The organism is Microbacterium sp. LjRoot205 (assembly GCF_056175745.1).
In genome coordinates this window covers 1-21455 of sequence record NZ_JBGFFH010000008.1, presented here as the reverse complement: position 1 = coordinate 21455, position 21455 = coordinate 1, and the positions used below count along the sequence as shown (strand labels likewise).

The 21455-nt window shown below is 68.9% G+C and carries 24 protein-coding genes; 13 read left to right on the top strand and 11 right to left on the bottom strand.

Annotated features, from left to right (window positions below; translation table 11 throughout):
- Positions 1-107: 107 nt before the first annotated feature.
- Complete coding sequence (locus AC04ME_RS14415) at positions 108-761, bottom strand: response regulator (protein ID WP_228385565.1); 654 nt, start codon at positions 759-761, stop codon at positions 108-110.
- Positions 762-987: 226 nt separating this feature from the next.
- Between AC04ME_RS14415 and AC04ME_RS14410 the strand changes: the two genes are divergently transcribed.
- Complete coding sequence (locus tag AC04ME_RS14410; protein ID WP_475435647.1) at positions 988-2130, top strand: sensor histidine kinase; 1143 nt, start codon at positions 988-990, stop codon at positions 2128-2130.
- 302 nt (positions 2131-2432) lie between these two features.
- Here the strand turns inward: AC04ME_RS14410 and AC04ME_RS14405 are convergent, their stop codons facing one another.
- A complete protein-coding gene (locus AC04ME_RS14405; RefSeq protein ID WP_475435645.1) occupies positions 2433-3176 on the bottom strand; it encodes a GntR family transcriptional regulator in 744 nt (247 codons plus the stop codon).
- 170 nt (positions 3177-3346) lie between these two features.
- On the opposite strand from AC04ME_RS14405, the gene AC04ME_RS14400 reads away from it, so the two are divergent.
- From AC04ME_RS14400 to AC04ME_RS14375, 6 genes are all read left to right on the top strand, one after another.
- Positions 3347-4276, top strand: a complete 930-nt coding sequence (locus tag AC04ME_RS14400; RefSeq protein WP_475435643.1) for a phosphate/phosphite/phosphonate ABC transporter substrate-binding protein — start codon at positions 3347-3349, stop codon at positions 4274-4276.
- 137 nt (positions 4277-4413) lie between these two features.
- Positions 4414-5259, top strand: coding sequence for a phosphonate ABC transporter ATP-binding protein (gene phnC, locus AC04ME_RS14395; protein ID WP_079114046.1), 846 nt, complete (start codon positions 4414-4416; stop codon positions 5257-5259).
- On the top strand, positions 5256-6998 hold the full coding sequence (gene phnE / locus AC04ME_RS14390; protein ID WP_475435641.1) for a phosphonate ABC transporter, permease protein PhnE: 1743 nt from the start codon (positions 5256-5258) through the stop codon (positions 6996-6998). The genes phnC and phnE overlap by 4 nt, the downstream gene beginning before the upstream one ends.
- Complete coding sequence (locus tag AC04ME_RS14385; protein WP_475435639.1) at positions 6995-8164, top strand: TIGR03364 family FAD-dependent oxidoreductase; 1170 nt, start codon at positions 6995-6997, stop codon at positions 8162-8164. Before phnE ends, AC04ME_RS14385 begins: the two co-directional genes overlap by 4 nt.
- Positions 8161-8886, top strand: coding sequence for an HAD family hydrolase (locus AC04ME_RS14380; RefSeq protein WP_475435637.1), 726 nt, complete (start codon positions 8161-8163; stop codon positions 8884-8886). Before AC04ME_RS14385 ends, AC04ME_RS14380 begins: the two co-directional genes overlap by 4 nt.
- Positions 8887-8895: 9 nt before the next feature.
- Positions 8896-9984 (top strand): alcohol dehydrogenase catalytic domain-containing protein, encoded by a 1089-nt coding sequence (locus tag AC04ME_RS14375; RefSeq protein WP_475435635.1) that lies wholly within the window; start codon positions 8896-8898, stop codon positions 9982-9984.
- 47 nt (positions 9985-10031) lie between these two features.
- On the opposite strand, the gene AC04ME_RS14370 is transcribed toward AC04ME_RS14375, so the two are convergent.
- Both AC04ME_RS14370 and AC04ME_RS14365 read right to left on the bottom strand, forming a co-directional pair.
- A complete protein-coding gene (locus AC04ME_RS14370; RefSeq protein WP_475435633.1) occupies positions 10032-10562 on the bottom strand; it encodes a CinA family protein in 531 nt (176 codons plus the stop codon).
- Positions 10559-11080 carry an FHA domain-containing protein gene (locus tag AC04ME_RS14365; protein ID WP_455905444.1) on the bottom strand — a complete coding sequence of 174 codons (522 nt, stop codon included), beginning with the start codon at positions 11078-11080 and terminating at the stop codon, positions 10559-10561. The genes AC04ME_RS14370 and AC04ME_RS14365 overlap by 4 nt, the downstream gene beginning before the upstream one ends.
- A gap of 148 nt (positions 11081-11228) precedes the next feature.
- On the opposite strand from AC04ME_RS14365, the gene AC04ME_RS14360 reads away from it, so the two are divergent.
- The 3 genes from AC04ME_RS14360 to AC04ME_RS14350 all read left to right on the top strand — a co-directional run bounded on the left by AC04ME_RS14360 (position 11229) and on the right by AC04ME_RS14350 (position 13625).
- On the top strand, positions 11229-11573 hold the full coding sequence (locus tag AC04ME_RS14360; RefSeq protein ID WP_042540111.1) for a DUF7882 family protein: 345 nt from the start codon (positions 11229-11231) through the stop codon (positions 11571-11573).
- 157 nt (positions 11574-11730) lie between these two features.
- On the top strand, positions 11731-12615 hold the full coding sequence (locus AC04ME_RS14355) for an SDR family oxidoreductase (RefSeq protein ID WP_475435630.1): 885 nt from the start codon (positions 11731-11733) through the stop codon (positions 12613-12615).
- A 44-nt stretch (positions 12616-12659) separates the two neighbouring features.
- Entirely contained in the window at positions 12660-13625 is a 966-nt protein-coding gene (locus AC04ME_RS14350; RefSeq protein WP_475435628.1) for an EamA family transporter, read from the top strand.
- 10 nt (positions 13626-13635) lie between these two features.
- Here AC04ME_RS14350 and AC04ME_RS14345 read toward each other — a convergent pair whose 3' ends face one another.
- Positions 13636-14397, bottom strand: a complete 762-nt coding sequence (locus tag AC04ME_RS14345) for a YidC/Oxa1 family membrane protein insertase (protein WP_475435626.1) — start codon at positions 14395-14397, stop codon at positions 13636-13638.
- 62 nt (positions 14398-14459) lie between these two features.
- A complete protein-coding gene (locus AC04ME_RS14340) occupies positions 14460-14732 on the bottom strand; it encodes a DUF6412 domain-containing protein (protein ID WP_042540176.1) in 273 nt (90 codons plus the stop codon).
- A 105-nt stretch (positions 14733-14837) separates the two neighbouring features.
- Here AC04ME_RS14340 and AC04ME_RS14335 point away from each other — a divergent pair, with 105 nt between their 5' ends.
- Complete coding sequence (locus AC04ME_RS14335; protein ID WP_475435624.1) at positions 14838-15884, top strand: NAD(P)H-dependent flavin oxidoreductase; 1047 nt, start codon at positions 14838-14840, stop codon at positions 15882-15884.
- Position 15885: 1 nt separating this feature from the next.
- Here AC04ME_RS14335 and purU read toward each other — a convergent pair whose 3' ends face one another.
- Complete coding sequence (purU, locus tag AC04ME_RS14330; RefSeq protein ID WP_042540119.1) at positions 15886-16737, bottom strand: formyltetrahydrofolate deformylase; 852 nt, start codon at positions 16735-16737, stop codon at positions 15886-15888.
- A gap of 84 nt (positions 16738-16821) precedes the next feature.
- Here purU and AC04ME_RS14325 point away from each other — a divergent pair, with 84 nt between their 5' ends.
- On the top strand, positions 16822-18036 hold the full coding sequence (locus AC04ME_RS14325; RefSeq protein ID WP_153302243.1) for a cation:proton antiporter: 1215 nt from the start codon (positions 16822-16824) through the stop codon (positions 18034-18036).
- Complete coding sequence (locus AC04ME_RS14320; RefSeq protein WP_079113442.1) at positions 18033-18491, top strand: glutaminase; 459 nt, start codon at positions 18033-18035, stop codon at positions 18489-18491. The genes AC04ME_RS14325 and AC04ME_RS14320 overlap by 4 nt, the downstream gene beginning before the upstream one ends.
- 29 nt (positions 18492-18520) lie before the next feature.
- Here the strand turns inward: AC04ME_RS14320 and AC04ME_RS14315 are convergent, their stop codons facing one another.
- The 4 genes from AC04ME_RS14315 to AC04ME_RS14300 form a co-directional block, all read right to left on the bottom strand.
- Entirely contained in the window at positions 18521-19243 is a 723-nt protein-coding gene (locus AC04ME_RS14315) for a glutamine amidotransferase-related protein (protein ID WP_475435621.1), read from the bottom strand.
- A gap of 66 nt (positions 19244-19309) precedes the next feature.
- Positions 19310-20050, bottom strand: coding sequence for a LysR family transcriptional regulator substrate-binding protein (locus AC04ME_RS14310; RefSeq protein ID WP_042540123.1), 741 nt, complete (start codon positions 20048-20050; stop codon positions 19310-19312).
- 54 nt (positions 20051-20104) lie between these two features.
- Positions 20105-20512: a DapH/DapD/GlmU-related protein gene (locus AC04ME_RS14305; RefSeq protein WP_042540126.1), complete on the bottom strand. Its 408-nt coding sequence runs from the start codon at positions 20510-20512 to the stop codon at positions 20105-20107.
- A gap of 82 nt (positions 20513-20594) precedes the next feature.
- Positions 20595-21368: a DNA-formamidopyrimidine glycosylase family protein gene (locus AC04ME_RS14300; RefSeq protein ID WP_367823836.1), complete on the bottom strand. Its 774-nt coding sequence runs from the start codon at positions 21366-21368 to the stop codon at positions 20595-20597.
- Positions 21369-21455: the final 87 nt, after the last annotated feature.

Below are 21455 nucleotides of genomic sequence, written 5' to 3'. Positions count from 1 at the left end.
CTTCGGTGGGATCCAGCCGTCGTGATCCGGCTTCAGCGGGCCCCGTGAGCAGACGCCAACGTGGGCAGCCCCCGCGTGAGCAGACGCCAGCCTCGACAGTCTCCCCGTCAGCGGAAGTCGACCAGGCCGGCGTGCGCTGCCGTGACCAGGATCTGCACGCGGTCGCGCACGTGCCACTTCGACATGATGCGGCCGAGGTGCGCTTTCACCGTTCCCTCCGACACGATCAGCGTGCGCGCGATCTCAGCGTTCGACATCCCCTGGGCGAGACGCTGCAGCACCTCTTGCTCGCGGTCGGTGAGCGCCTCGAGCGAGTCGTCGCCGCCTACCGGCTCCGTATCGCGCACGTGCTTGATCAGCAACGAGGCGATGCGAGGTGACAGAGAGCTCGCTCCGCTGTACACCTCACGCACGCCCTCGAGAATGCTCGCCGCGCTGGAGTCCTTGAGCAGATAGCCCGATGCACCGGCACTGAGCATCGGAAGCACGGTGTCGCTGCCATCGAGCGTCGTCACCGCCAGGATCTTGACCTCGGGCCACCGCTCACTGATGACCGCAGTCGCCTCGATGCCGTTCATCTCCGGCATCTGCACGTCCATCATCACGACATCAGGATGCTCGCGCTCCACGACTTCAATGCCCTCGAGGCCGGACTCCGCCTCCGCGACCACCGTGATCTCCGGGTCTCGTGAGACGAAGTGAGAGAGCGCTGAGCGCACCAGGGGATCATCATCGACGATCACGACTCGGATTTGGGACATGGAGGAAGCCTAACCGGGGTGTACCTGCGGCGCGATGTCTTAGACCTTTGGCTATCGAGGTCTAGACGTGCGACAGATGTGGTGCGAGAAGATCACCGAGAAGATGAGTACATCGCTAGTCAAAAGTGCAATAAAGGAGGTGAATCTCTATGTCTTTCTGGAACCAGGTTGGACTCTTTTTCGGCTTCTACCGTTAATCTATATGGCGGAAAGGAGATACTGAAGTATGGCTTCAAGTCTTCCGGCGGGTGAACGCGCAGACGTCACTCGACTCGGAAAGGGCGAGAAGCTCAGCACGATCGAACGGATCGCCGTATTGGCGGTCGTCGGAACGATCGTCACCTTCGACATCGTCGGACTGTTCCTTCCTCCGGGATTGGATCCTCTGACGGCGGCACTCGGGATCGCATCCACCGCGGTCTTGGCCCTGTATCTCTGGTCGCCACTGATCGCGACATACGCCCTCGGCGTGGTGTTCGCACTCTCCTTCATCCCCGGCATCGAAGCCCAGGTGCTCACGACCGCCGCTTTCGCGGCAGGCCTGATCGTGCGTCTGGGATGGACCTCCTTGGTCCTGTCCTATGCCGGAGTTTTCCTCCTCGCATCCGCACTGGTCGTCACTGGCGACTCGAGGGATGCCTTCAATATCGCGATCTTCCTGGTCGGCGCCGCAGTATCCGGAGCCGTCGGCTTCGCACTTCGCATCGCGTTCGCCCGAGGGCGGACGCTCGAGGTGCAGCTGGCTGAGAAGGCCGAGCAGGAACGGCAGGCAGTACTCGCTGAGCGACGTTGGATCGCCGGCGAGTTGCACGACAGCATCGCGCACCACCTCACGGTGGTGGCGCTGCACGTGCAGATGCTCGACGACGATCGCACCAGCAGCGAATCGCAGGAGGCGATCCGCATCGCCGCACGCAAGGCGATGACCGATCTCCGCTTCGTGATCGACCTCGCCGACGACGGGCCCAGATCCGAGGGCATGCCCTCGGGTGATCTGGCGGCCTCCGTCGACGAAGCCCAGCAGGAATTCGAATCCGCGGGCCACTCTGTGATCGTCGACGGTGACCCCTCGGACGAGCGCATCCCCCGCGCGGCCGAGATCATCCTCGCGCGCATCTTGCGCGAGTCGGCCACCAACGTCCTCAAGTACGCAGGCGAGGGCGAAGTCCTGATCCGATTCGACATCGATGACGACTCCGCAAAGCTGACGGTGAGTAGCCCTCTCTCTGTCACGCCGCGTCGCGAGCTCTCGTCGAGCCGCACCGGTATCGGGCGAATGGCCGAACGTGTTCTCGGTGCCAGTGGTGAGTTCAGCGCCGGAGAAGCGGACGGACGCTGGGTCGTGTCAGCTCTCCTGCCGATCGTCTGACCGAACCAGTATTCCGGCATCTCGGAGGCGGAACGCGGTCAGAATCCTCGTCCAGCATTCCGATACTCTTGGGGAAAACCCGCGGAATTCCGCGGATGCACGCTCAAGGACTAGACGAAAGTCCAGGGTAGGTCTCGACTATAGACCGTGTTCCATGGTGTAGCCGGGAGCTTACATTGGGTATACCCCAGAAATAGCGCATCCCCAGCGCTGTGATCGCGAGCGCGATCTCTGGAATCTGATCCCCAGCGCGCTCGCGATCGGCTTCTTCCCTCGAGGAATCGAAACCGACCTGCTGGCTCCTAGCCGCCGACTGCACGCATGTAGTGCCCGTCTGTCGATATTCCCGACGCTGCGACGGTGAACCGCACCACCTCGCTGAGATAGCGGTCCTCCGATGCTTCGAAGATGCGTCCGCTCGCATCGCGGGAGATGCGGCTGAGCCGGAGGATCGGCGTTCCCTGCGGCACCCGCAGGAGCGCGGCATCCTGGTCATCGGCCGCCACCGCGTCGATCTGGTGCTCGAGGCCGACGATCGGGTGTCCGACTGACCCCAGGTATTCGGTGATCGAGATCTCGTCGGTGTCGACGTCGAACAGCCGGCGCCCGACGGCCTCGGTGTAGAAGAGGCGCTCGAGCATCGTCGGCCGCGCGTCGAGCAGTCGGAGTCGCACGACGCCGACGATCGTGTCATCGGGGGAGACCCCGAGAAGCTCGGCGCGGTCGCCTGCCCGGCGAAGACTCAGCTCCTGCGTCTGGGCACCGGGGGTCACGCCGAGATCTCGAGCCCAGCGGGTGAACGGCACCGACACGTCGACGGCCTGGCTCGCCTTGCGGGAGACGACCCGAGCGGGGCGGCCTCTTCCGGTCTCGATCAGGCCCTCGCTGCGCAGCGCAGCCAGGGCGTTCCGGATGGGACCACGAGACGTGCGCCAGCGTTCGGCGAGTTCCGACTCGGTGGGCACGTCATCCCCGGGGCGCAGAGAGCCGGCCGCGATCTGGGCGCGCAGGTCGTCTGCGATCTGGGTGTATACAGCTTCGGCCACATAGGCATACTACTTGGTGACATCACAGGGAGGTCGAGCGTTCTGTCTGTGTTCATCCCAGGAAAGCCCGGGTGAACGAACCTTGAACTCTTGCAAGTTAGGTATATATCTCGGCCCGCGCCCTGTCAGAGTTGCTCGTGGATCACCCCCTCCCACTCTGAAAGGTCCTCATGAAGCTCCGCGCTCTCCCCGTACTCGCCGGCGCCGCGATCCTCGCGCTCGGCCTCGCCGCCTGTTCCGGCACCGCCGAGGCCACCGGCGCGTCCGATGTCGAGGCATCGTCGACCGCGAGCGGCTTCGCAGTCGACGAGAACACGCTCGTCTTCGGCGTCGTGCCCGACTCGGTCGACACCGAGACGAACTACCAGCCGCTGATGGACTACATCGCCGAGATCACCGGCAAGTCGGTCGAGTACCACGAGTCGACCGACTACGCCGCGCTCATCGAGGCCGCTGTCGCCGGCAAGGTCGACGTCGCCTCCTTCTCGGGATTCACCTACGTCACCGCCACCAACAACGGTGCGAAGCTCACCCCGATCTCGTCGATCGTCACGGAGGAGGGCCAGGAGCCCGGCTACTTCTCACAGGCGATCGTCCCCGCTGACAGCGACATCTCGAGCATCGACGACTTCGCGGGCAAGAAGGTCTGCTTCGTCGACCCGTCGTCCACGTCCGGATACCTCTTCCCCTCGTACAACCTCATCGAGGCGGGCATCGACCCGAAGACCGACATCACTCCGGTCTTCGCGGGCAAGCACGACGTGAGCGTGCAGAAGGTCGGCGAGGGGGTCGAGTGCGAGGTCGGCTTCGCCGAGGACTCCGAGGTCGAGAAGTCGGATGCCGTCAAGGTCATCGACGAGACCATGGTGCCCGGTGCCCCGCTCGTCTACTCGTCGACGCTTCCCGACGACGTCGCCCAGAAGCTCATCGACGGCCTCTCGGAGATCACGATCGACGACATCATCGCCGCCGGCATCGACAGCGCCGACACCGACTCGTTCCGCAGCGTCTTCTTCGCCACGAAGCCGGTCGACGACGCGTACTACGACCTCATCCGCGACATCTGCAAGGAGACCGAAGCGGAGCAGTGCCAGGGCTGACACCCTGACATCCGCTTCGCTCCCGCTCGTCGAGCGGGAGGTCACGGCGAGCGAGACGAGACGCGCTGAGGTCGATGCGCTTCGTCTCGCTCGCCACCTCTGCCGACGAGCTTCAGAGATTCACGAGGAGAACTGACATGAACACGGCATCCGATGCCCTCATCCGCCTGAACGGCGTGACGAAGACCTTCGGCACGACGACGGCGCTCAAGAACGCGTCTCTGCAGGTGTCTCGCGGCGAGATCGTCGTGCTGCTGGGCCTCTCGGGCTCGGGCAAGTCCACGCTCCTGCGACACGTCGACGGGCTCGAGGTCCCGACCTCGGGCGACATCGAGGTGCTCGGTTCCCCGGTGCCGACTCTGAAGGGCAAGGCGCTCCGCCGCCTGCGCAGTCGGGTGGGATTTATCTTCCAGCAGTTCGAGCTCGTGCCATCGCTCACCGTGCTCGAGAACGTGCTCACCGGATCGCTGTCGGAGGTCCGCGGGCCGCGCCTCGGGCTCTGGGGCTATTCGAAGGCGGCGAAGCTGCGCGCCCTCGAACACCTCGACCGCGTCGGACTCCTCGATCGCGCCTATCAGCGCAGCGACACCCTCTCGGGCGGCCAGCAGCAGCGCGTCGCCATCGCCCGCGCCCTGATGCAGAAGCCCGACATCCTTCTCGCCGACGAGCCCGTCGCCTCGCTCGACCCCGAGTCGAGCGATCAGGTGATGGCGCTCATCCGCGAGATCGCCGCCGACGAGGGCCTCACCGTCGTCTGCAGCCTGCATCAGGTCGACCTCGCGATCTCGTGGGCCGACCGCATCGTCGGCCTGCGCCACGGTGAGATCGTGCTCGACACACCGACCGGCGACCTCACCAAGGCCGAGGTCATGGAGATCTACGGCCGCGTCGCCACGACCACGGCTGAGATCCGCGCCGTCCAGAACGAGCTCACCGAGATCGCGGTCGACATCGCCGACATCGACACGGCCCGGGTCTCATGACCGTGCTCTCGGACGCACCCTCGTCGTCCGCGGCCCCAGGGCATGCCACCGTCTCCGACCGCGCACCCCGACGCCCGCTCTCGGCCGAGCGCATCGCCGCCGGGCTCACCCTGGTGGCTCTCCTGGTGCTCGGCATCCTCGCGGTCGAAGAGGTCGGCATCTCGATCCCGGCGATGGTGCAGAGCTGGGGCAATGCCGAGAACTTCGTGGCCCGCGTCGGCGGACTCTCGTTCCCCGAGCCGGCCGACCTCGCATGGCTGATCGCCCTCACCGTGGGGCTCGTGCTCGTCGGCACGCTGCTCGCCGCCGTGCTCTCGGTGCCGATCGCCTACCTCGCAGCCTCGAACACGACCCCGGGCAACGGATGGCGGGCCGCGGCCCGATTCGTGGGAGTGCTCACCCGCGCGCTGCCGGACGTCGTGCTCGCCATGGCGTTCGTGCTCATGTTCTCGCTCGGCACCCTCCCCGGCATCCTCGCCATCGGCATCCACTCGATCGGCATGATCTCGAAGATGTTCGCCGATGCGATCGAGCAGATCGACGAGGGTCCCCGGCTTGCGATCCGCGCCGCCGGCGGATCGAAGATGCAGGAGTTCGCCTCGGGGATCCTTCCCCAGGTATTGCCGAGTTGGGTCGCGACGGTGCTGCATCGCAACGACATCAACCTGCGCGGCAGCGTCGTGCTCGGCTACGTGGGTGTGGCGGGCCTCGGGCTCGAGATGTCGTACGCGTTCAAGTCGCTGAACTACGGCAAAGGCCTGGGCATCGCGCTGGTCATCTTCATCCTGTGCATCGCGATGGAGATCGTCTCGAGCCTGGTGCGCGGGGCGATGCTCGGACAGCAGAGGCAGACCCGGTCGTGGATCGACCGCATCATCCACCCTCGACTGCGCGGCTCGTCGAGCGCGAGTTCCACGGGGACCGCACGACCTGCATGGGCGGCAAGCCCTCAGACCGCGGTGCGGCGACCGTGGACGGCAGAGCGCGTGCGCAACACGAGCGGCATCATCGTCGCCGTGCTCGTCGTGATCGGCAGCGTCGTCGTCAGCCAGATCAACTGGCTCGACTTCTTCACCTTCTGGGCCAAGCTCCCCGAGGTCGCCGCGAAGTTCTGGCCGCCGTCCTTCGGCAGCTACGAGGCGTCGGCGATGATCGCCGCCATGCGCGACACGATCGCGATCGCACTCGCAGCGACCGTGCTCACCCTGCTGCCTTCTCTGATCCTCGGCTCGCTCGCGGCCAGCAACGTCGCACCCGGCCCTGGCGCGCGCGGCGTCGCACGATTCCTGCTCGTCGGCATCCGCGGCATCCCCGAGCTGATCCTCGCGATCGTGCTCGTCGTGATCACCGGACTCGGTGCGCAGGCGGGAGTCATCGCGCTCGCCATCGGCGGCATCGGACTGCTCGGCAAACTGATCGCCGACTCCCTCGAGGAGGTCGACCGAGGCCCCGAGCGGGCGCTTCGCGCGGTCGGCGCCACTCGTCTGCAGACCTACACCTCGGCGACAGTGCCGCAGGGGATGCAGGCGCTCATCGGACACAGCTTCTACATGCTCGACACGAACATCCGTGCGGCGACGATCCTCGGCATCGTCGGCGGCGGCGGAGTCGGCTACTACCTGCTCAACGCCAGCCAGGGCTCGCGCTACGAGACGGTCACCGCGATCGTGCTGATGATCCTCGTCACGGTGCTCGTCGTCGAAGGACTCGCGATGTGGATGCGGAAGGTGTTCCGATGAACGGCACTCAGCACAGCGCGACTCAGCGCAAAGGCACTCAGCACAGCGCGGATCTCGTGGTCGTGGGTTCGGGGATCATCGGCCTCGGCGCGGCCTACGCCGCTGTTCGGCGGGGCCTCACGGTGATCGTCGTCGACAGGGCGGATGCCCCTGTCGGGGCGACGATCCGCAACTTCGGCCATCTCTGCATCGGCGCGCAGACCGGCGAGGCTCGCCGCTATGCCGACCTGTCTCGCGACCTGTGGCTGCGACTCGCTCATGACGCGGACTTCTGGCTGCGCGAATCCGGCACGCTGGTCGCCGCTCGTCACCCAGACGAGATCGCGGTGCTCGAGCAGGCGGCGGCCGACGGCGGCATCCGGATGCTGGAGACGGACGAGCTGCTGCGTCTCGCCCCGCTCCGTGCCGAGGGGCTCGTCGGCGGGGCGCACATCGAGACCGACCTGCAGACCGATCCGCGCACCGCCGCGGCCGCGATCGTGCGACACCTCGCCGCGCAGGGAGTCGACTTCCGCTTCCGCACAGCGGTGACCTCGGTCGCCGGGCGACGCGTCGAGACGACGAGAGGCGCCATCACGGCCGGCGCGGTGGTCGTCGCGGTCAATCACGACGTCGACCAGCTGCTGCCCGAGGTGGCCGCACGCGCCGGTGTCGAGCGGTGCGCGCTCGACATGATGCGAGCGGCGGTGACGCTGCCGCATCCGCTCGCTGCCCCGCTGCTGACCGGATGGTCGCTCGTGCGGTACGGACGCTTCGCCGACGGTGCGGCGGCCGGTGCCCTCCGTGAGCGACTGCACTCCGAGCGCCCCGACCTCGCGGCACTCGACCTCAATCAGATGTACACCCAGTTGCCGGACGGCACGCTCATCATCGGCGACTCGCACACCACGTCGAGTGCGCCCGAGCCGTTCCAGCCGGAGGCGGCGTTCGCCGCGTTCCTCGCCGAGGCGGAGGCGCTGTTCGACATGCCCGCACCGCGGGTGCTCGAGCGCTGGCAGGGCGTCTACGCCAAGGCGCAGCACGAATTCCTCATCGACAGGGTCGAGGAGGGGGTGCTGGTGCTCGCCGCGACCACCGGCATCGGAATGACCACGGGTCTGGGGCTCGCCGAAGAGAATCTCACCGCCGCCTTCGGGTGGGCACCCTCAGTGGAAGGAACCTCATGACCACGCACCTCTCCGCACCTCCGGCACTCGAACTCGTCGTGCTCGACATGGCAGGCACGACCGTGCTCGACGACGGCGTCGTCGAGACCGCGTTCCAGCGCGCCGCCGAGCGCACCGGAGTCGCAGATCGGATGCCGTGGGACGACGCGCTGGCCCATGTGCGCGCGACCATGGGCCAGTCCAAGATCGACGTCTTCACGCATCTCGCGGGCGGCGACAGGGCCGCAGCCGAACGGGCGACGGCGGAGTTCGAGGGTGCCTATGCCGAGATCGTGGCGGAACAGGGGGTCGCCGAGATCCCCGGGGCGGCGGATGCGATCCGGAGTCTGAAGGATGCGGGTCTGACCGTCGTGCTCACGACCGGGTTCGCTCCGGTCACCCGCGACGCGCTGATCGACGGTCTCGGATGGAACGGCCTCGTCGACCTGGCGCTCTCGCCCGTCGATGCCGGACGAGGGCGCCCTGCGCCCGACCTCGTGCTCACCGCGCTGATCCGCACGGAGACCTCGTCGGTCGCGTCGGTCGCCGTCGCGGGAGACACCGTCAGCGATGTCGAATCAGGGCGCCGCGCCGGTGCCGGCTTCGTCGGCGGCGTGCTCACGGGCGCCCACGACTCGAGTGCCCTCGAACTCGCCGGTGCCGACGCCGTGCTCGCAGACGTCACGCATCTCCACAGCGCGCTGGCCGAGCGCGGGCTGCTTCCGCTCGTGCCCACCGTCTGAGTGGCCCTCATGGGAACTCTGCTTGTCCGACCTCCCGGCCATCGCCGCGACGTCGCTCTGCGCCCCGCAGCCACAGCGATGGTGTGGATCGGCGAAGGCCACCCGCACGAGACCATCGCGGTGCCCGGTGTCGCTCTCGGCGAGAACGACGTGCTGGTCGCGGTCGAGATGTCGACCATCTGCGGGTCCGACGTGCACACCGTGCAGGGGCGGCGATCGGCTCCGGTGCCCCTGGTGCTCGGCCATGAGAGCGTCGGACGCGTGATCGCCATGGGCGATGCCGGGGCTGTCGCGGTCGACGGCACCCCGGTGCGCATCGGCGATCGGGTGGTCTGGTCGGTCACGATCTCGTGCGGCACCTGCGACCGGTGCACGCGGGGCCTGCCGCAGAAGTGCCGCACGCTGGGCAAATACGGCCATGATCGCATCGGCGTGCACGGCGATCTCAGCGGAGCCTTCGGCACGCACGTCCAGGTGCGAGCGGGCACCGCGATCGTGCGGGTGCCCGAGTCGCTGCCGGCCTCGGTGCTCGCACCGGCATCGTGCGCGACCGCGACCGCCTGGGCCGCCGTGGCCAGGGCGGCGCGCGACCATGGCCTCGAGGGTGCGGCCGTGCGCATCCACGGAGCCGGACTCGTCGGACTCTCGGCTGCCGCGATCGCCGTGGAGCACGGCGCGACGGTCGAGGTGCTCGACCCCGCACCCGCACGGCTCGCGCTCGCCGCACGGTTCGGTGCCGGCCGGATCGATCGTGACCCGGACATCGTGATCGAGGCCTCGGGGCATGCCGTGTCAGACGCGGTCGCCGGCGTGGGCACCGGGGGCACGGTCGTGCTCGTCGGAAGCGTCTTCCCCGCCGAGCCCGTGCCGCTCGACGCCGAGAGCATCGTGCGTCGACTGGTGACCGTCACCGGGGTGCACAACTACACCGGAGCCGAGCTGGCCGAGGCCGTCGGATTCCTCGCCGGACGAGGACGCGCCTACCCTTTCGCGGATGCGGTCGGCGAGGTGCGGCAGCTCGCAGCCATCGACGAGGCGATAGCCGCGGCATCCGCTCCCGGTGCGCCGCTGCGCATCGGACTCGTGCCTGGGCGGTGACCCTCGGCGGATCCGGCGGAGAGTGCACGGTGGAGAGCGCAGGGCTCTCAGTCGGCTGGCCCGCTCAGCTCAGTCGACGCCGCGCCTGATCGCCGAGGACCGGCAGGCCTGATGCCCTCGGCATGGAAGGCGAGCAGTCGGATCGCGGTGTCGACCGTCTCGTCGAGCACCTCGTGCGGATCGCCGGTGAGCGCCAGCATCCGATGGCCGACTCCGTCGTCGGTCGCCCACCCGATGAAGACGGTTCCGGGGTCGTGCCCACCCTCGGGCTCCGGGCCCCCGACGCCCGTGGTGGAGATGCAGACGTCGGCGTCGAAGAGCCGTCGCGCGCTCTCGGCGAGTTGCTCGGCGCACTCGGCCGAGCACGGGTCGGTTCCCGGCGTGAGGCCGAGCAGGCTCTCTTTGACATCGGTGAGGTAGGCGACGATGCCGCCGGCGAACCAGTCGCCCGCGTCGTCGCCCGCGCCGATCGTGCTCGCCAGCCGCCCCGAGGTCAGAGACTCGACGACGCAGATGCGCAGCCCGCGCTCAGCGGCGACCTCGCTCAGGCGATCCAGCGACGGCTGCTCCGCTGTCACTTCTCCTCAGCGGAGTCGGCGTGCGTCGGCGCGTCCGACTCGATGTTCGCGTCGTCGGAGTAGTCGGGCCGCGGGGGCTGCAGCGGCTGGTCGGAGTACTCGCCGCCGAGGCGTCCGCCGAAGGGGCGACCGTGATCGGCGAACTCGTCGCGTGCGTAGACGAGCTCCCACTCTCCGACAGTGAAGCGCGCGCCCGTGCGCAGTGTCTGCGACCGGTCGCCCGGGTGCGTGGCGGTGGCGTCCGGGTTGCTGTTCATCTCGCCCTCGCCGTGCAGTTCGAGCACGTACTCGTCGCGGTCGTCGTGCGTGATCGTCGCGTGCACGGGGTCGGCGCCCTCGAGCCGCAGCTCGTTGTCGACGGCCGAGCCGATGCGCACCAGGTCGGCCTCGAGGGCGAACTCCGTGCGCTCGCCGTCGCGGGTCACCCGCAGGCGGGGGTTGCCTTCGCCGAACTCGGCGTGAGTGGTCGTGGGGGTGTAGCCCTCGTCGGAACGGTCGTCGATGTGTCGTGCGTTCATGGTGGGTCTCCTCGCGGTCCCTCACAGGATATGCGGGGGAGGAAGCCGAGCGCAGGGGGTTGACTTCGGCGGGGTTTCATCGATGCAGCCGGGCGGGGGATTCCCATAAACTGCATGGCGAAGACCCTGACACCTGAGGAGGAGCGGAATGGGCAAATTCATCTACGAGGGCAGCGTGAAGACCGAGATCGAGGATCGTGCCCTCACTCATCTGCAGCTCGTGATGACCGCCAAGCTGCGCCGCGCGGAGCCCTTCCCCTTCAGCTGGCGTGAAGACGCCAGCGTCGGAGGCGGCCGCACGACCGTGTGGGTTCAGCCGGGCAGCTCGCTCGTCTTCAAGTACTTCGGCAGCCGGCAGCCGTCGGTCAACCGGGCCTGGATCGAGGCGCTCGCCTTCACGGCCAACGCTCCGAGCGGTCTGTACCTGGTTCCCGAGCCGCAGGAGGCCTCCGTCGCCACGGGCGACGACGAGCCGTCCGCTCCAGCGGCCTGAGCGCGTCGAGGAACCCGCTCCGCCTCCGCGCCCCGGCCCTGGATCGTGGTGCCGATTGTCAACCCCCTGCCGAGGGCGTCGAGAGGCCACGAGGCTCGGTTGACGCCCGACTCGCGCCACGAACGGCGGTCGCGAGTCGCGAGGAAGAGGAGACACCATGGCCGACAGCACGCCAGACCCCCGCAGCCAGCATCGCCAGGAGGAGTTCCCGGGGCAGCAGCAGGACCAGCCGGGGCTGACCGATCAGATGCGGCCGGTTCCCGACCACGGTGAGCAGACATACGTCGGTCACGCGCGGCTCGAGGGCCGTCGAGCCCTGATCACGGGTGGCGACTCTGGAATCGGTCGGGCCGTCGCCATCGCCTTCGCCCGGGAGGGCGCGGACGTGGCGATCGTGCACATGCCGGAGGAGCAGTCGGATGCCGACGACACGATAGAGCTCATCCGCGCCGAAGGCAGGCAGGGGCTCAGCCTCGCCGGAGATCTGCGGGACGAGGCCTTCGCGACGGAAGTGGTCTCCGAGACGAGGAACGGCCTCGGCGGGCTGGATATCCTGGTGCTCAACGCCGCCTACCAGCACGACATCGACGGCTTCGAGAATCTCGAGACCGACAAGCTGCGCCGCGTGTTCGAGACGAACCTGTTCGGACTGCTGTACTCGGCCAGGGCCGCGTATCCGCATCTGGAGCCGGGGTCGAGCATCATCGTGACGGCGTCCGTGCAGGCGTTCGAGCCCTCGCCCAACCTCATCGACTACGCGATGACGAAGGCGGCACAGGTCGCATTCGTCAAGGCGCTCGCCGAAGAGGCGGGAGAACGAGGCATCCGCGTGAACGCGGTCGCCCCCGGACCCATCTGGACGCCGCTCATCCCGGCCACCGGATGGAGCGATGAGCGGGTGAAGACCTTCGGCTCCGACACGCCTCTCGGCCGGGCGGGACAGCCGGCCGAACTCGCCGGCGCATACGTCTACCTCGCCTCGGCGGAGTCGTCGTACACGTCCGGCGCGGTGCTCGCCGTCACCGGCGGCAAGCACCTCTGATCGCCCGCGTTCGCCGCAGCCTCCCTGCGCCGTAGGCTGGCGGGGTGAAGCAGTCCGCGTCGTCCCGCCCGCTCGTGGGCGTCGCACTGGTCGTCTGCTCCTGCCTGTCGTTGCCGTTCGGGGCCGCTGTCGCGGCACAGCTGTTCCCGGTGCTCGGCCCGTGGGGCGTGACCTCTCTGCGCGTCGCGATCGCGGCGCTGCTGCTGGTGGTCATCGTGCGCCCGCGGCCGGTGCGCTGGACGAGAGTGCAGTGGCTGGCCGCCGTGCTGTTCGGAGTCTCGCTGGCGGCGATGAACGGCTTCTTCTACGCGGCCATCGACCGGATCCCGCTCGGCCCCGCCGTCGCGATCGAGTTCCTCGGGCCACTGGTGCTGGCGGCTGCGCTGACCCGACGCCTCGCCGACGCCGCCTGGGTGGGCGTCGCGCTGCTCGGCATGGTACTGCTCGGCGTCGACGGACTGATCGGCGCAGACCCGCTCGACCCTCTCGGTGTCGTCTTCATCCTGATCGCCGCGGCCTTCTGGGCCATGTACATCCGCATGAGCGCCCGAGTCGGCGCCGTCATCCCCGGCACGAGCGGGCTCGCGGTCGGGCTCGTCGTGGCGGCGGTGCTGCTGATCCCGGTCGGAGTGCCGGCGGCCGTCACCGTCTCGGGCGACACGCAGCTGCTGCTGCTCGCCGCGGTCACGGCCGTGCTGTCGTCGGTGATCCCCTATAGCTTCGAGCTCGCGGCGCTCCGTCGCCTGCCGCAGCGCGTGTTCGGAGTGCTGCTGAGCCTCGAACCCGCGTTCGCGACACTCGCCGGGTGGCTGATCCTCGGCCAGTCCGCCACCCCGCTGAGGATGCTCGCGATCGCCCTCGTCGTCGCAGCGAGCGTCGGCACGACGCTCGGCGTGCGGCGACAGCGCCGCCGCGCCGATGCCGCCGCACGAGACGACACCGGCGCGGACGATGAGGGCCGCGGCGACGAGACCGGGCCGTTCACGGCGCCGATCCCGCTGCCGGAGTGAGTGCCGAACGTCAGACGCTGACCCCGGCCGGCACGGGCAGGGGATAGCGACGCCGCAGCAGCATGCGCTGCACCAGAGTCCAGACGACGGTGACCGTGAGGTAGAGCGCGGCCGCCAACGGCACGAACACGGCGAACACTGCTGTCAGGTAGTGCAGAGCACTCGTCACTCTCTGCATCGTCGGCGAGTTCAGCGGCGAATCATCGTCGACCGGCGCCGGCCGGAAGACCCGCCGCGTGATCTCGGCCACCGCGATCATCACGGCGATCAGGGCGCCGAACACCAGCAGCGTCTCGGGTGTCGCCGTGCCGCCGAAGACGGCCGAGACGAGGCTCGCTCCCAGCGGCGCACCGAACAGGTCGTGCGTGAGCAGGTCGTTGGCGTGCCCCGCGATGTCGGGGCGGATGAACAGCGTGTACAGGATGCCGACGACCGGTGCCTGCGCGAGAACAGGCAGCATGCCGGCGAACGGAGACGTGTTCTCGGAGCGATAGAGCTCGAGCATCTCCTTCTGCAGGCGTTCGGGGTTCTTCTTGTGCCGGCGCTGCAGCTCGCGCAGCCGGGGCGCGAGGCGCGCCCTGGTCTGCTCGGCCTTGGCCTGCGAGACACCCACGGGAATCAGCAGGGCGCGGACGAGAAGCGTCACGAGCACCACGGCGAGGGCTGCGGCGGATGCTCCGGCGAGTGGTTCGAGCAGTGAGGAGAGCCCGGCGAGGGCGCCGTACGCCGCATCGAGCAGAAAGGTCAGGGGTGGGAAGGCGAAGATGTCCATGGAAGTCCGTTCGTAGGTCGGGAAGGGTCGGCGAAAGCCGCGCAGTCCCGTACGAGGACGGACTACGCGGGAACGGCGACTCCCGGCGCACGAGGGCGCGGGTGACCGGCGGCATCAGGATCGCTCTGCGCGAGCAGCGTCGAGACGTCGATCGCCCGCAGCGGATGCGGAGCGGTGCTCGGCGAGGGCGGTGCCAGGCTCAGAGCGACGGCGATCGTGAGCGTCGTCAGGGCGATCAGTGCGATCGCGACACCGAGGGCTGCGGCATCGGGCACCGCGACGATCCCGAGCGCAGCCGCGACGAAGCCGAGCATCTGCCCGAACCACTCGCTCATGTGTGCCTCTCTGATCCCTCCCGCCGAGATTATCACCGGCATCCGAGCAGGGGATCGGTGATCCGCGCTCACCTCCGGGCAGGAGAGCGGAGATAGCCTCGATGTATGACTGATCTGCGTGCGCTGCTCGGCATCGAACACCCCGTCCTGCTCGGTCCGTTCGGCGGGCTCTCGTCCGTCGCGCTCGCTGCGGCCGTCAGCGAGGCGGGCGGACTCGGCGGCTACGGGCTGTACGGCTACGACGGCGACCGCATCCGCTCGACCGTCGCGTCGCTGCGGGAGGCGACCTCGCGCCCGTTCGCCGTGAACATCTGGCTGCCGACGGGCGACGAGGTCGAGCCGAATCCGCAGCACACCGTGTTCGCGCAGGCGCTGCAGCCGTTCTACGACGCGGTCGGCCTCGAAGTGCCGGCACGACCCGAGCGGTACGTGCCCCCGCTCGACGAGCAGCTCGACGCGATCTGGGAGTCGGCGCCGCCCGTGCTCAGCACGGTGTTCGGCATCCCCTCCGGCGACCTCATCGAACAGGCGCATCGCCGAGGCATCCGCGTGGTGGCGACAGCGACGACGGTCGGCGAAGCCGCAGCCCTCGCCGACGCCGGGGTCGACGCCGTCATCGCGACCGGCTTCGAGGCCGGAGGCCATCGCGTGTCGTTCCTGCGACCGCCCGAGGAGTCGCTCGTCGGCACCTTCTCGCTCGTGCCGCAGGTCGTGGATGCCGTCGATGTGCCGGTGATCGCGGCCGGCGGCATCGCCGATCGGCGCGGTGTCGCGGCCGCTTTCGCGCTCGGTGCATCGGCCGTGCAGGTCGGCACGGCGTTCCTCGCGACAGTCGAGTCTGCCGCGAACCAGGCGCATCGTGACGCCATCCGCGCGACACCCGCCGACGGCACCGTTCTCACTCGGGCGATGAGCGRACGCCTCGCCCGCGGTGCTCGCAACCGCGCGGTGCGGGCGATCGAAGCGAGCGGCACCATCGCCCCGTTCCCGATGCAGAACTGGCTCACAGGGCGATTCCGGGCTGCGGCAGGCGAGCAGAACCTCGGCGAGCTGCAGTCCCTCTGGATGGGGCAGGGCGCGCCGCTCGCCCGCTGTTCCACTGCGGCGGAGGCCTTCGCCGAGCTGGCCGCCGGGGTGCCGCAGAAGCCCTGACTCAGAGGATGACGGTCGAGCGGCCGTGCACGATCACACGGTCCTCGGCATGCCACTGCACGGCGCGCGCGAGCACGAGGCGCTCGACATCGGCGCCGCGGCGCTGCAGCTCGGCCGCGGACTCCGAGTGCGTGACCCGCGTGACGTCCTGCTCGATGATCGGCCCCTCGTCGAGGTCGGCCGTCGCGTAGTGCGCTGTGGCCCCGATCAGCTTGACGCCGCGATCCTTCGCCCTGGCATACGGGTTGGCCCCGATGAAGGCGGGCAGGAACGAGTGGTGGATGTTGATGACGGGGGCACCGAGACCCGTGATGAAGTCATCGCTCAGGATCTGCATGTAGCGGGCGAGGACGACGAGATCGACGTTGCCTCGGAGCATCTCGAGCTGGCGCTGCTCCATCGCCTGCTTGTCGCCCGAGGGGATGTGCACGAACGGCACTCCGAACGAGCGCACCGACTCGGCGAGGTCGGGGTGGTTCGAGACGACCATCGTCACGTCGATGTCGAGCTGTCCGCGTTGCGTGCGCCACAGCAGCTCCATCAGGCAGTGATCGTACTTCGACACGAAGATCGCGACGCGCTTGCGGCGGGCGGTGTCGTGCAGTGACCACTCCATGCCGAAGCGCTCGGCGATCGGGGCGAGGTCGGCCTCGAGCGCGGTGCGCGCGGCCGAGAGACCGGGGAGGTGGATCACGGTGCGCTGGAAGAACCGACCACCCTCGGAGTCGGTGGAATGCTGATCGAGGGAGATGATGTTCGCTCCGTGGGCGGAGAGCACTCCGGCGACGGCGGCGACGATGCCGGGCTGATCGTCGCAGGCGATCAGCAGGCGGGCGGTGTCGGGCTGAGACATGGGGGCTCCTCGGGGGTGTGCATCGATTCTGCCGTGGATGCGACCACCGGGCGAATCGTCGCTCCGGGTCGCTACTCTGGGAGCGTGGACGCGGGCGATCTCGGACTGGTGCTGATCCCGCTGCTCGCGGTGGCAGCGCCGCTGCTCGCGCGCGGCATCCGACCCGTCATCCGAGTGCCGATCATCGTGTTCGAGCTCGTGCTCGGGATTCTCGCGGGGCCCGCCGTGCTCGGCTGGGTCGAGCCGACGCCCATCCTCGAGAAGCTCAGCGATTTCGGGCTCGCGATGCTCTTCTTCATGGCCGGATCCGAGATCGATTTCCGCGCCGTCTCCGGGCGCCCGCTCGTGCGGGCCTCGATCGGCTGGAGCATCAGCGTCGTGCTCGGGATCGCGATCGGCTTCTTCCTCGCACCCGGCGAGGGGATGGTCGTGATCGCCATCGCGCTCAGCTCCACCGCACTCGGCACCCTGATGCCGATCCTGCGGGATGCAGGGGAGACGGACACTCCGTTCGGTCGTGCGGTCACCGTGATCGGCGCCGTGGGAGAGTTCCTGCCGTTGATCGCGATCTCGCTCTTCCTCAGCACCCGCACCACGCCGCTCGCCACCGCCGTGCTGCTCGCCTTCGTGGCGCTGGCGGGGCTCGCCGTGTGGATGGCCCAGCGGATGCAGCATGGGCGCCTGCATGCCTTCGTGCGCGCCACGCTGCACACCTCCGATCAGTTCGGCGTGCGCTTCGTGCTGCTGCTCATCGCGGCGCTGGTTGGCCTCAGCGTCATGCTCGACCTCGACATGCTGCTCGGCGCCTTCGTCGCGGGAGCCGTGTGGCGCATCATCATGGCGCGCGCGCCCGAGAAGGACGCAGCGGCGATGGAGACGAAACTCGAGGCCATCGCGTTCGGGCTCTTCGTGCCGATCTTCTTCCTCTACACCGGCGTGAACTTCGACCTCCAGGCGCTCACCGGCTCGTCCTCGGCGATGCTGATGCTGCCCCTCTTCCTCGTGGCGCTGCTCGTGCTCCGGGGCATCACTGCACAGCTCTCCGCCCCACTCGGCGCGAGCGTCAGAGACCGCACGGCGCTCGGGCTGCTGGCCGCCACAGGGCTGCCCATCATCGTCGCCGTGACGGCCATCGGGGTGGACCACAAGATGATCGACACCGGCACAGCCGCAGCACTCGTCGGCGCGGGGATGCTGTCGGTGCTGCTCTTCCCGCTGTTCGGCATGCTGATCCGCGGCGACGCGGCGCGACTGGTCGACCCCGAGCTGGTTCGCGCGCGACCCCAGGGGGAGCTGTGACCACGGCATCCGCGCTGATAGCCGACGCCGTGCGTGCGCTCTCGGGCCTGCCGCAGGAGGGACTCGGCGAGGAGCGGGAATCCCGGTGGCGCGGACGCCGCATCGTTCGCGTGGGCGCGGCCTGGCACATCGGAGTGCTGCTGTTGACCGAGACGCAGGCCCTGGCGACCGCAGAGGTGCTGCGCGCTGCCGACCCCGGCCGCCGCGGCTATACGGCCGAGTCCGCGCGAGAGCGCGCCGAGCGTCGCGCGCTGGCTCTGCGGGGCGGATTCGACGAGGGTGATGTCGTGCACGTCGGGTGGTCGGTGATCGACCTCGACGCCGTGGATGCGGGTGGGGCATCGGGGCCGCTCGCGATGATCGACGCCGCGCCCTCGGTGCGGTGGAGCACTGCCGGCGGGTGGATGCCGCTCGAGGCATACCTCCGCGAACGGGTGGAGCTGCTGCGCGGCTGAGCCCTGCTCGCCTGCTCGCCTGCTCGGAGTCAGGCTGCGGCGAACGTCTGCGCGAAACGGCGCAGCAGAGCGGCGCCCTCGGTGACCGACGCTGCGAGCACCTGCCCCTGCACCTCGTCGAACTCGTCGGGGTCGAAGTACCCGGTGGTGCGGTAGAACGTCATCCGGTCGGCGAAGTCCCTCGGGGTCGGCTCAGGGTGGAACTGCGCCGTGTAGAGGTGAGTCCCGACGCGATACGCCTGCACCGGGCAGGTGTCGTTCGTGGCGAGAAGGACCGCACCGTGCGGCAGAGCCGCGGCGCTCTCCTTATGGGCGGTGAAGACGGTGAGGGCGGGAGAGCTCGGGCCGAACACCGGATCCGCTGCGCCGGCCTCGGTCGTCTCGATCACGGTGGCGCTGGCCGATTCGGGAGTGTCCACCGTGATCTCGCCGCCGAGCATCCGCGTCACCACACCGATGCTGAAGCAGGTGAAGAACGCCGCGATCCGGCCGTCGATGGCTCGCCGGGCGATGCGCTCGAGATCTGCTTCGACACGCAGCTGCACTGCAGACTTCTCGGCGTCGCTCACGTTGAAGGGAGAGCCGCCCACCACGACGCCGTCGTATCGCGCGAGGCGCGCAGGGTCGAGGGGCTCGGCGAGCAGGTCGAGGCGGTCGACGACGTCGACGCCGAGCGCCCGTCGGAACGAGGCGTGCTCGGCATCCGCCGCCCCGAGCTCGGGGCGCACACAGACGTAGAGAAGCGAGACCACCACGAGAGTCTAACGACGACCGGAGGGGGTCGCCGTCATCGCTGTCATCGGGACGTCACGCTCGCATCACCGTGACGAGTTGGAGGTGCGACCCCGCACGATCCCGATGAACGTCTCGACGTCAGGGGTGGTGTGGTCGCGGCGCCAGACCAGGGCGACCGTCGACGTCGGGCCGTCGACGAGGAGTCGATGGCGGACATCCTTGCGGTGGTGCACGCGTGCGAGAGACATGGGCAGGATCACGATCCCGGTTCCGGCGGCAGCGGTCGGGATGGCTTCTGCGACGGTCAGCGGCGCGAACGTCGGGGCGAGGGCACCCGGGATGTCGATCGGACCCAGTGGATCGTCAGTGGGGACCATCACGATCTCACCTGCGAGGTCGGCGATGGTCAGTTCGTCGGCCGCGAGCAGGTGCGAATCGATCGAGGCGACCACGACCGGCACCTCGTCGTACAGCGTGATGACATGCAGGGTCTCGTCGGTCAGCGGCAGACGCACCAGCGCGGCGTCGAGGTCGTCGAGCGCCGCGCGCTGATCGGCGACCTCCACCGGCACGAGTTCAAGTGGCACGTGCGGCATCCGCTGCTTCCAGGCGTCGATCCACTTGCCTGGTGTGGCGCCTGGCACGACTCCGAGTCGGAACGTGCGCGGCTCCTCGGACTCGCGTTCCGGCGCATCGAACACCACCTTGGCGGTCTTCTTCGGCGGCTTGGGCGGCGGGAACCGCTGCGCCGGTGCCGCCCTGTTGCGTCGCACGGGCGAGCCTTTGCCGGCACGTCCTGCCGGTCGTCGTCCCTGAGTCGCCATGTGCTCCAGGGTACCCGGCGCACGCGGCGAGACGGTCTGGGATCGCGGCTGTGATCAGGCCGCGAGCCACAGCCCCTTCGGGTCGGTGGCGACCGTCAGGCCGGCGGCGACCGTCTCGTCGTCGCCGATGCGCGCGCCGCGGACGATGCGAGCACCTGCTCCGACTTCGGTGCGGACCCCGATGTGCGCGCCGTCTCCGACGGCAGCGCCCTGGCCGATGTGTGCGTGAGCGTCGACGTGCGCACCCTCGCCGATCACGGCATCCGGTTCGATCCACGCGCCGCGGGCGATGGTCGCCCCCGCGCCGATACGCGCGCCGGGTTCGATGTAGGCGCCCGCTTCAACATGCGCCTTCGGATGGACCTTCGCGCCATGCGCGACGAGACCGCGACCGTTGGCGTGCTTGCGATACCGCAGCGTCGCGCCCTGGTCGTTCTCGATGTCGACGTAGTTCTTGCCCACGATTCCTCCCCGTGTTCCGGAGTGCTCCGGATATATCAATAACCACGGGTGTGCCGGATTCATTCCCGAGCATGGATGCGGGTCATCGCTGACACACGGGACACCAGAAGGTGATGCGTTCACGGGTCGGATCCGCGCCCAGTTCGCCGCGCTTGATGAGCGTTCCGCAGCGACGGCATGGCTTGCCGGCACGCCCGTAGACCCACGTTCCCTGACCCGGCCGATCGACTCCGGTGAAGGTCCGGTGACGACGATCGCGGTTCACTCGGATCGTGCGCACACCGAGGTCGAGCAGCGCGGGCACGTCGACCTCCGGGGCGGGCGTGGTCGGCAGGATCCCGCGCAGGAACAGGAGTTCGGCGGCGTACTCGTTGCCGAACCCCGCGACGTTGCGCTGGTCGAGAAGGGCGACGTGGATGCTGCGGGAGTCGGCGCTCACGCGTCTGGCGGCCTCGACGGCGTCCCAGTCGGGGCCGAGGGGATCGGGCCCGAGGTATCCCACGAGCTCGTCCTCTTCGCGCGTCGGCACCACCTCGATCTCGGCCAGGTCGATGCCCACCGCCTCGCGCTGCGCAGTGCCGACGATCGCGCGCACCTTGAACGCCGGATGCCGCCACTTCTCGCCTGCGCGATAGACCAGCCAGGCCCCGTCCATGCGCAGATGGGAATGCAGTGTGCTGTCGCCGATGCGCAGCAGCAGGTGCTTGCCGCGAGCGATCGAGGAGAGGATCGGCTGACCCGTCAGATCGAGAGTCGCGAAGCGCGGGACGCGCAGGTCGAAGCGCGCCACCTCGGCGCCGACCAGGGCCTCGTCGAGACGTTTCGCCGTGCGGAAGACGGTATCGCCCTCGGGCATCAGACGCGCCCTGAACCGGCGGGCGGCGGAAGCGGCGCGGAGACGCTGCCCGGCGCGGGCGGTGCGGGCGGCGCGGGCGGCGCGGGC

Bases quoted from the DNA above. Each gene is read 5' to 3' on its own strand.
- AC04ME_RS14415 (WP_228385565.1), bottom strand. From the start codon at position 761: ATGTCCCAAATCCGAGTCGTGATCGTCGATGATGATCCCCTGGTGCGC.
- AC04ME_RS14410 (WP_475435647.1), top strand. From the start codon at position 988: ATGGCTTCAAGTCTTCCGGCGGGTGAACGCGCAGACGTCACTCGACTC.
- AC04ME_RS14400 (WP_475435643.1), top strand. From the start codon at position 3,347: ATGAAGCTCCGCGCTCTCCCCGTACTCGCCGGCGCCGCGATCCTCGCG.
- phnC (WP_079114046.1), top strand. From the start codon at position 4,414: ATGAACACGGCATCCGATGCCCTCATCCGCCTGAACGGCGTGACGAAG.
- phnE (WP_475435641.1), top strand. From the start codon at position 5,256: ATGACCGTGCTCTCGGACGCACCCTCGTCGTCCGCGGCCCCAGGGCAT.
- AC04ME_RS14385 (WP_475435639.1), top strand. From the start codon at position 6,995: ATGAACGGCACTCAGCACAGCGCGACTCAGCGCAAAGGCACTCAGCAC.
- AC04ME_RS14380 (WP_475435637.1), top strand. From the start codon at position 8,161: ATGACCACGCACCTCTCCGCACCTCCGGCACTCGAACTCGTCGTGCTC.
- AC04ME_RS14375 (WP_475435635.1), top strand. From the start codon at position 8,896: ATGGGAACTCTGCTTGTCCGACCTCCCGGCCATCGCCGCGACGTCGCT.
- AC04ME_RS14365 (WP_455905444.1), bottom strand. From the start codon at position 11,080: ATGAACGCACGACACATCGACGACCGTTCCGACGAGGGCTACACCCCC.
- AC04ME_RS14360 (WP_042540111.1), top strand. From the start codon at position 11,229: ATGGGCAAATTCATCTACGAGGGCAGCGTGAAGACCGAGATCGAGGAT.
- AC04ME_RS14355 (WP_475435630.1), top strand. From the start codon at position 11,731: ATGGCCGACAGCACGCCAGACCCCCGCAGCCAGCATCGCCAGGAGGAG.
- AC04ME_RS14345 (WP_475435626.1), bottom strand. From the start codon at position 14,397: ATGGACATCTTCGCCTTCCCACCCCTGACCTTTCTGCTCGATGCGGCG.
- AC04ME_RS14340 (WP_042540176.1), bottom strand. From the start codon at position 14,732: ATGAGCGAGTGGTTCGGGCAGATGCTCGGCTTCGTCGCGGCTGCGCTC.
- purU (WP_042540119.1), bottom strand. From the start codon at position 16,737: ATGTCTCAGCCCGACACCGCCCGCCTGCTGATCGCCTGCGACGATCAG.
- AC04ME_RS14310 (WP_042540123.1), bottom strand. From the start codon at position 20,050: ATGGCGACTCAGGGACGACGACCGGCAGGACGTGCCGGCAAAGGCTCG.
- AC04ME_RS14300 (WP_367823836.1), bottom strand. From the start codon at position 21,368: ATGCCCGAGGGCGATACCGTCTTCCGCACGGCGAAACGTCTCGACGAG.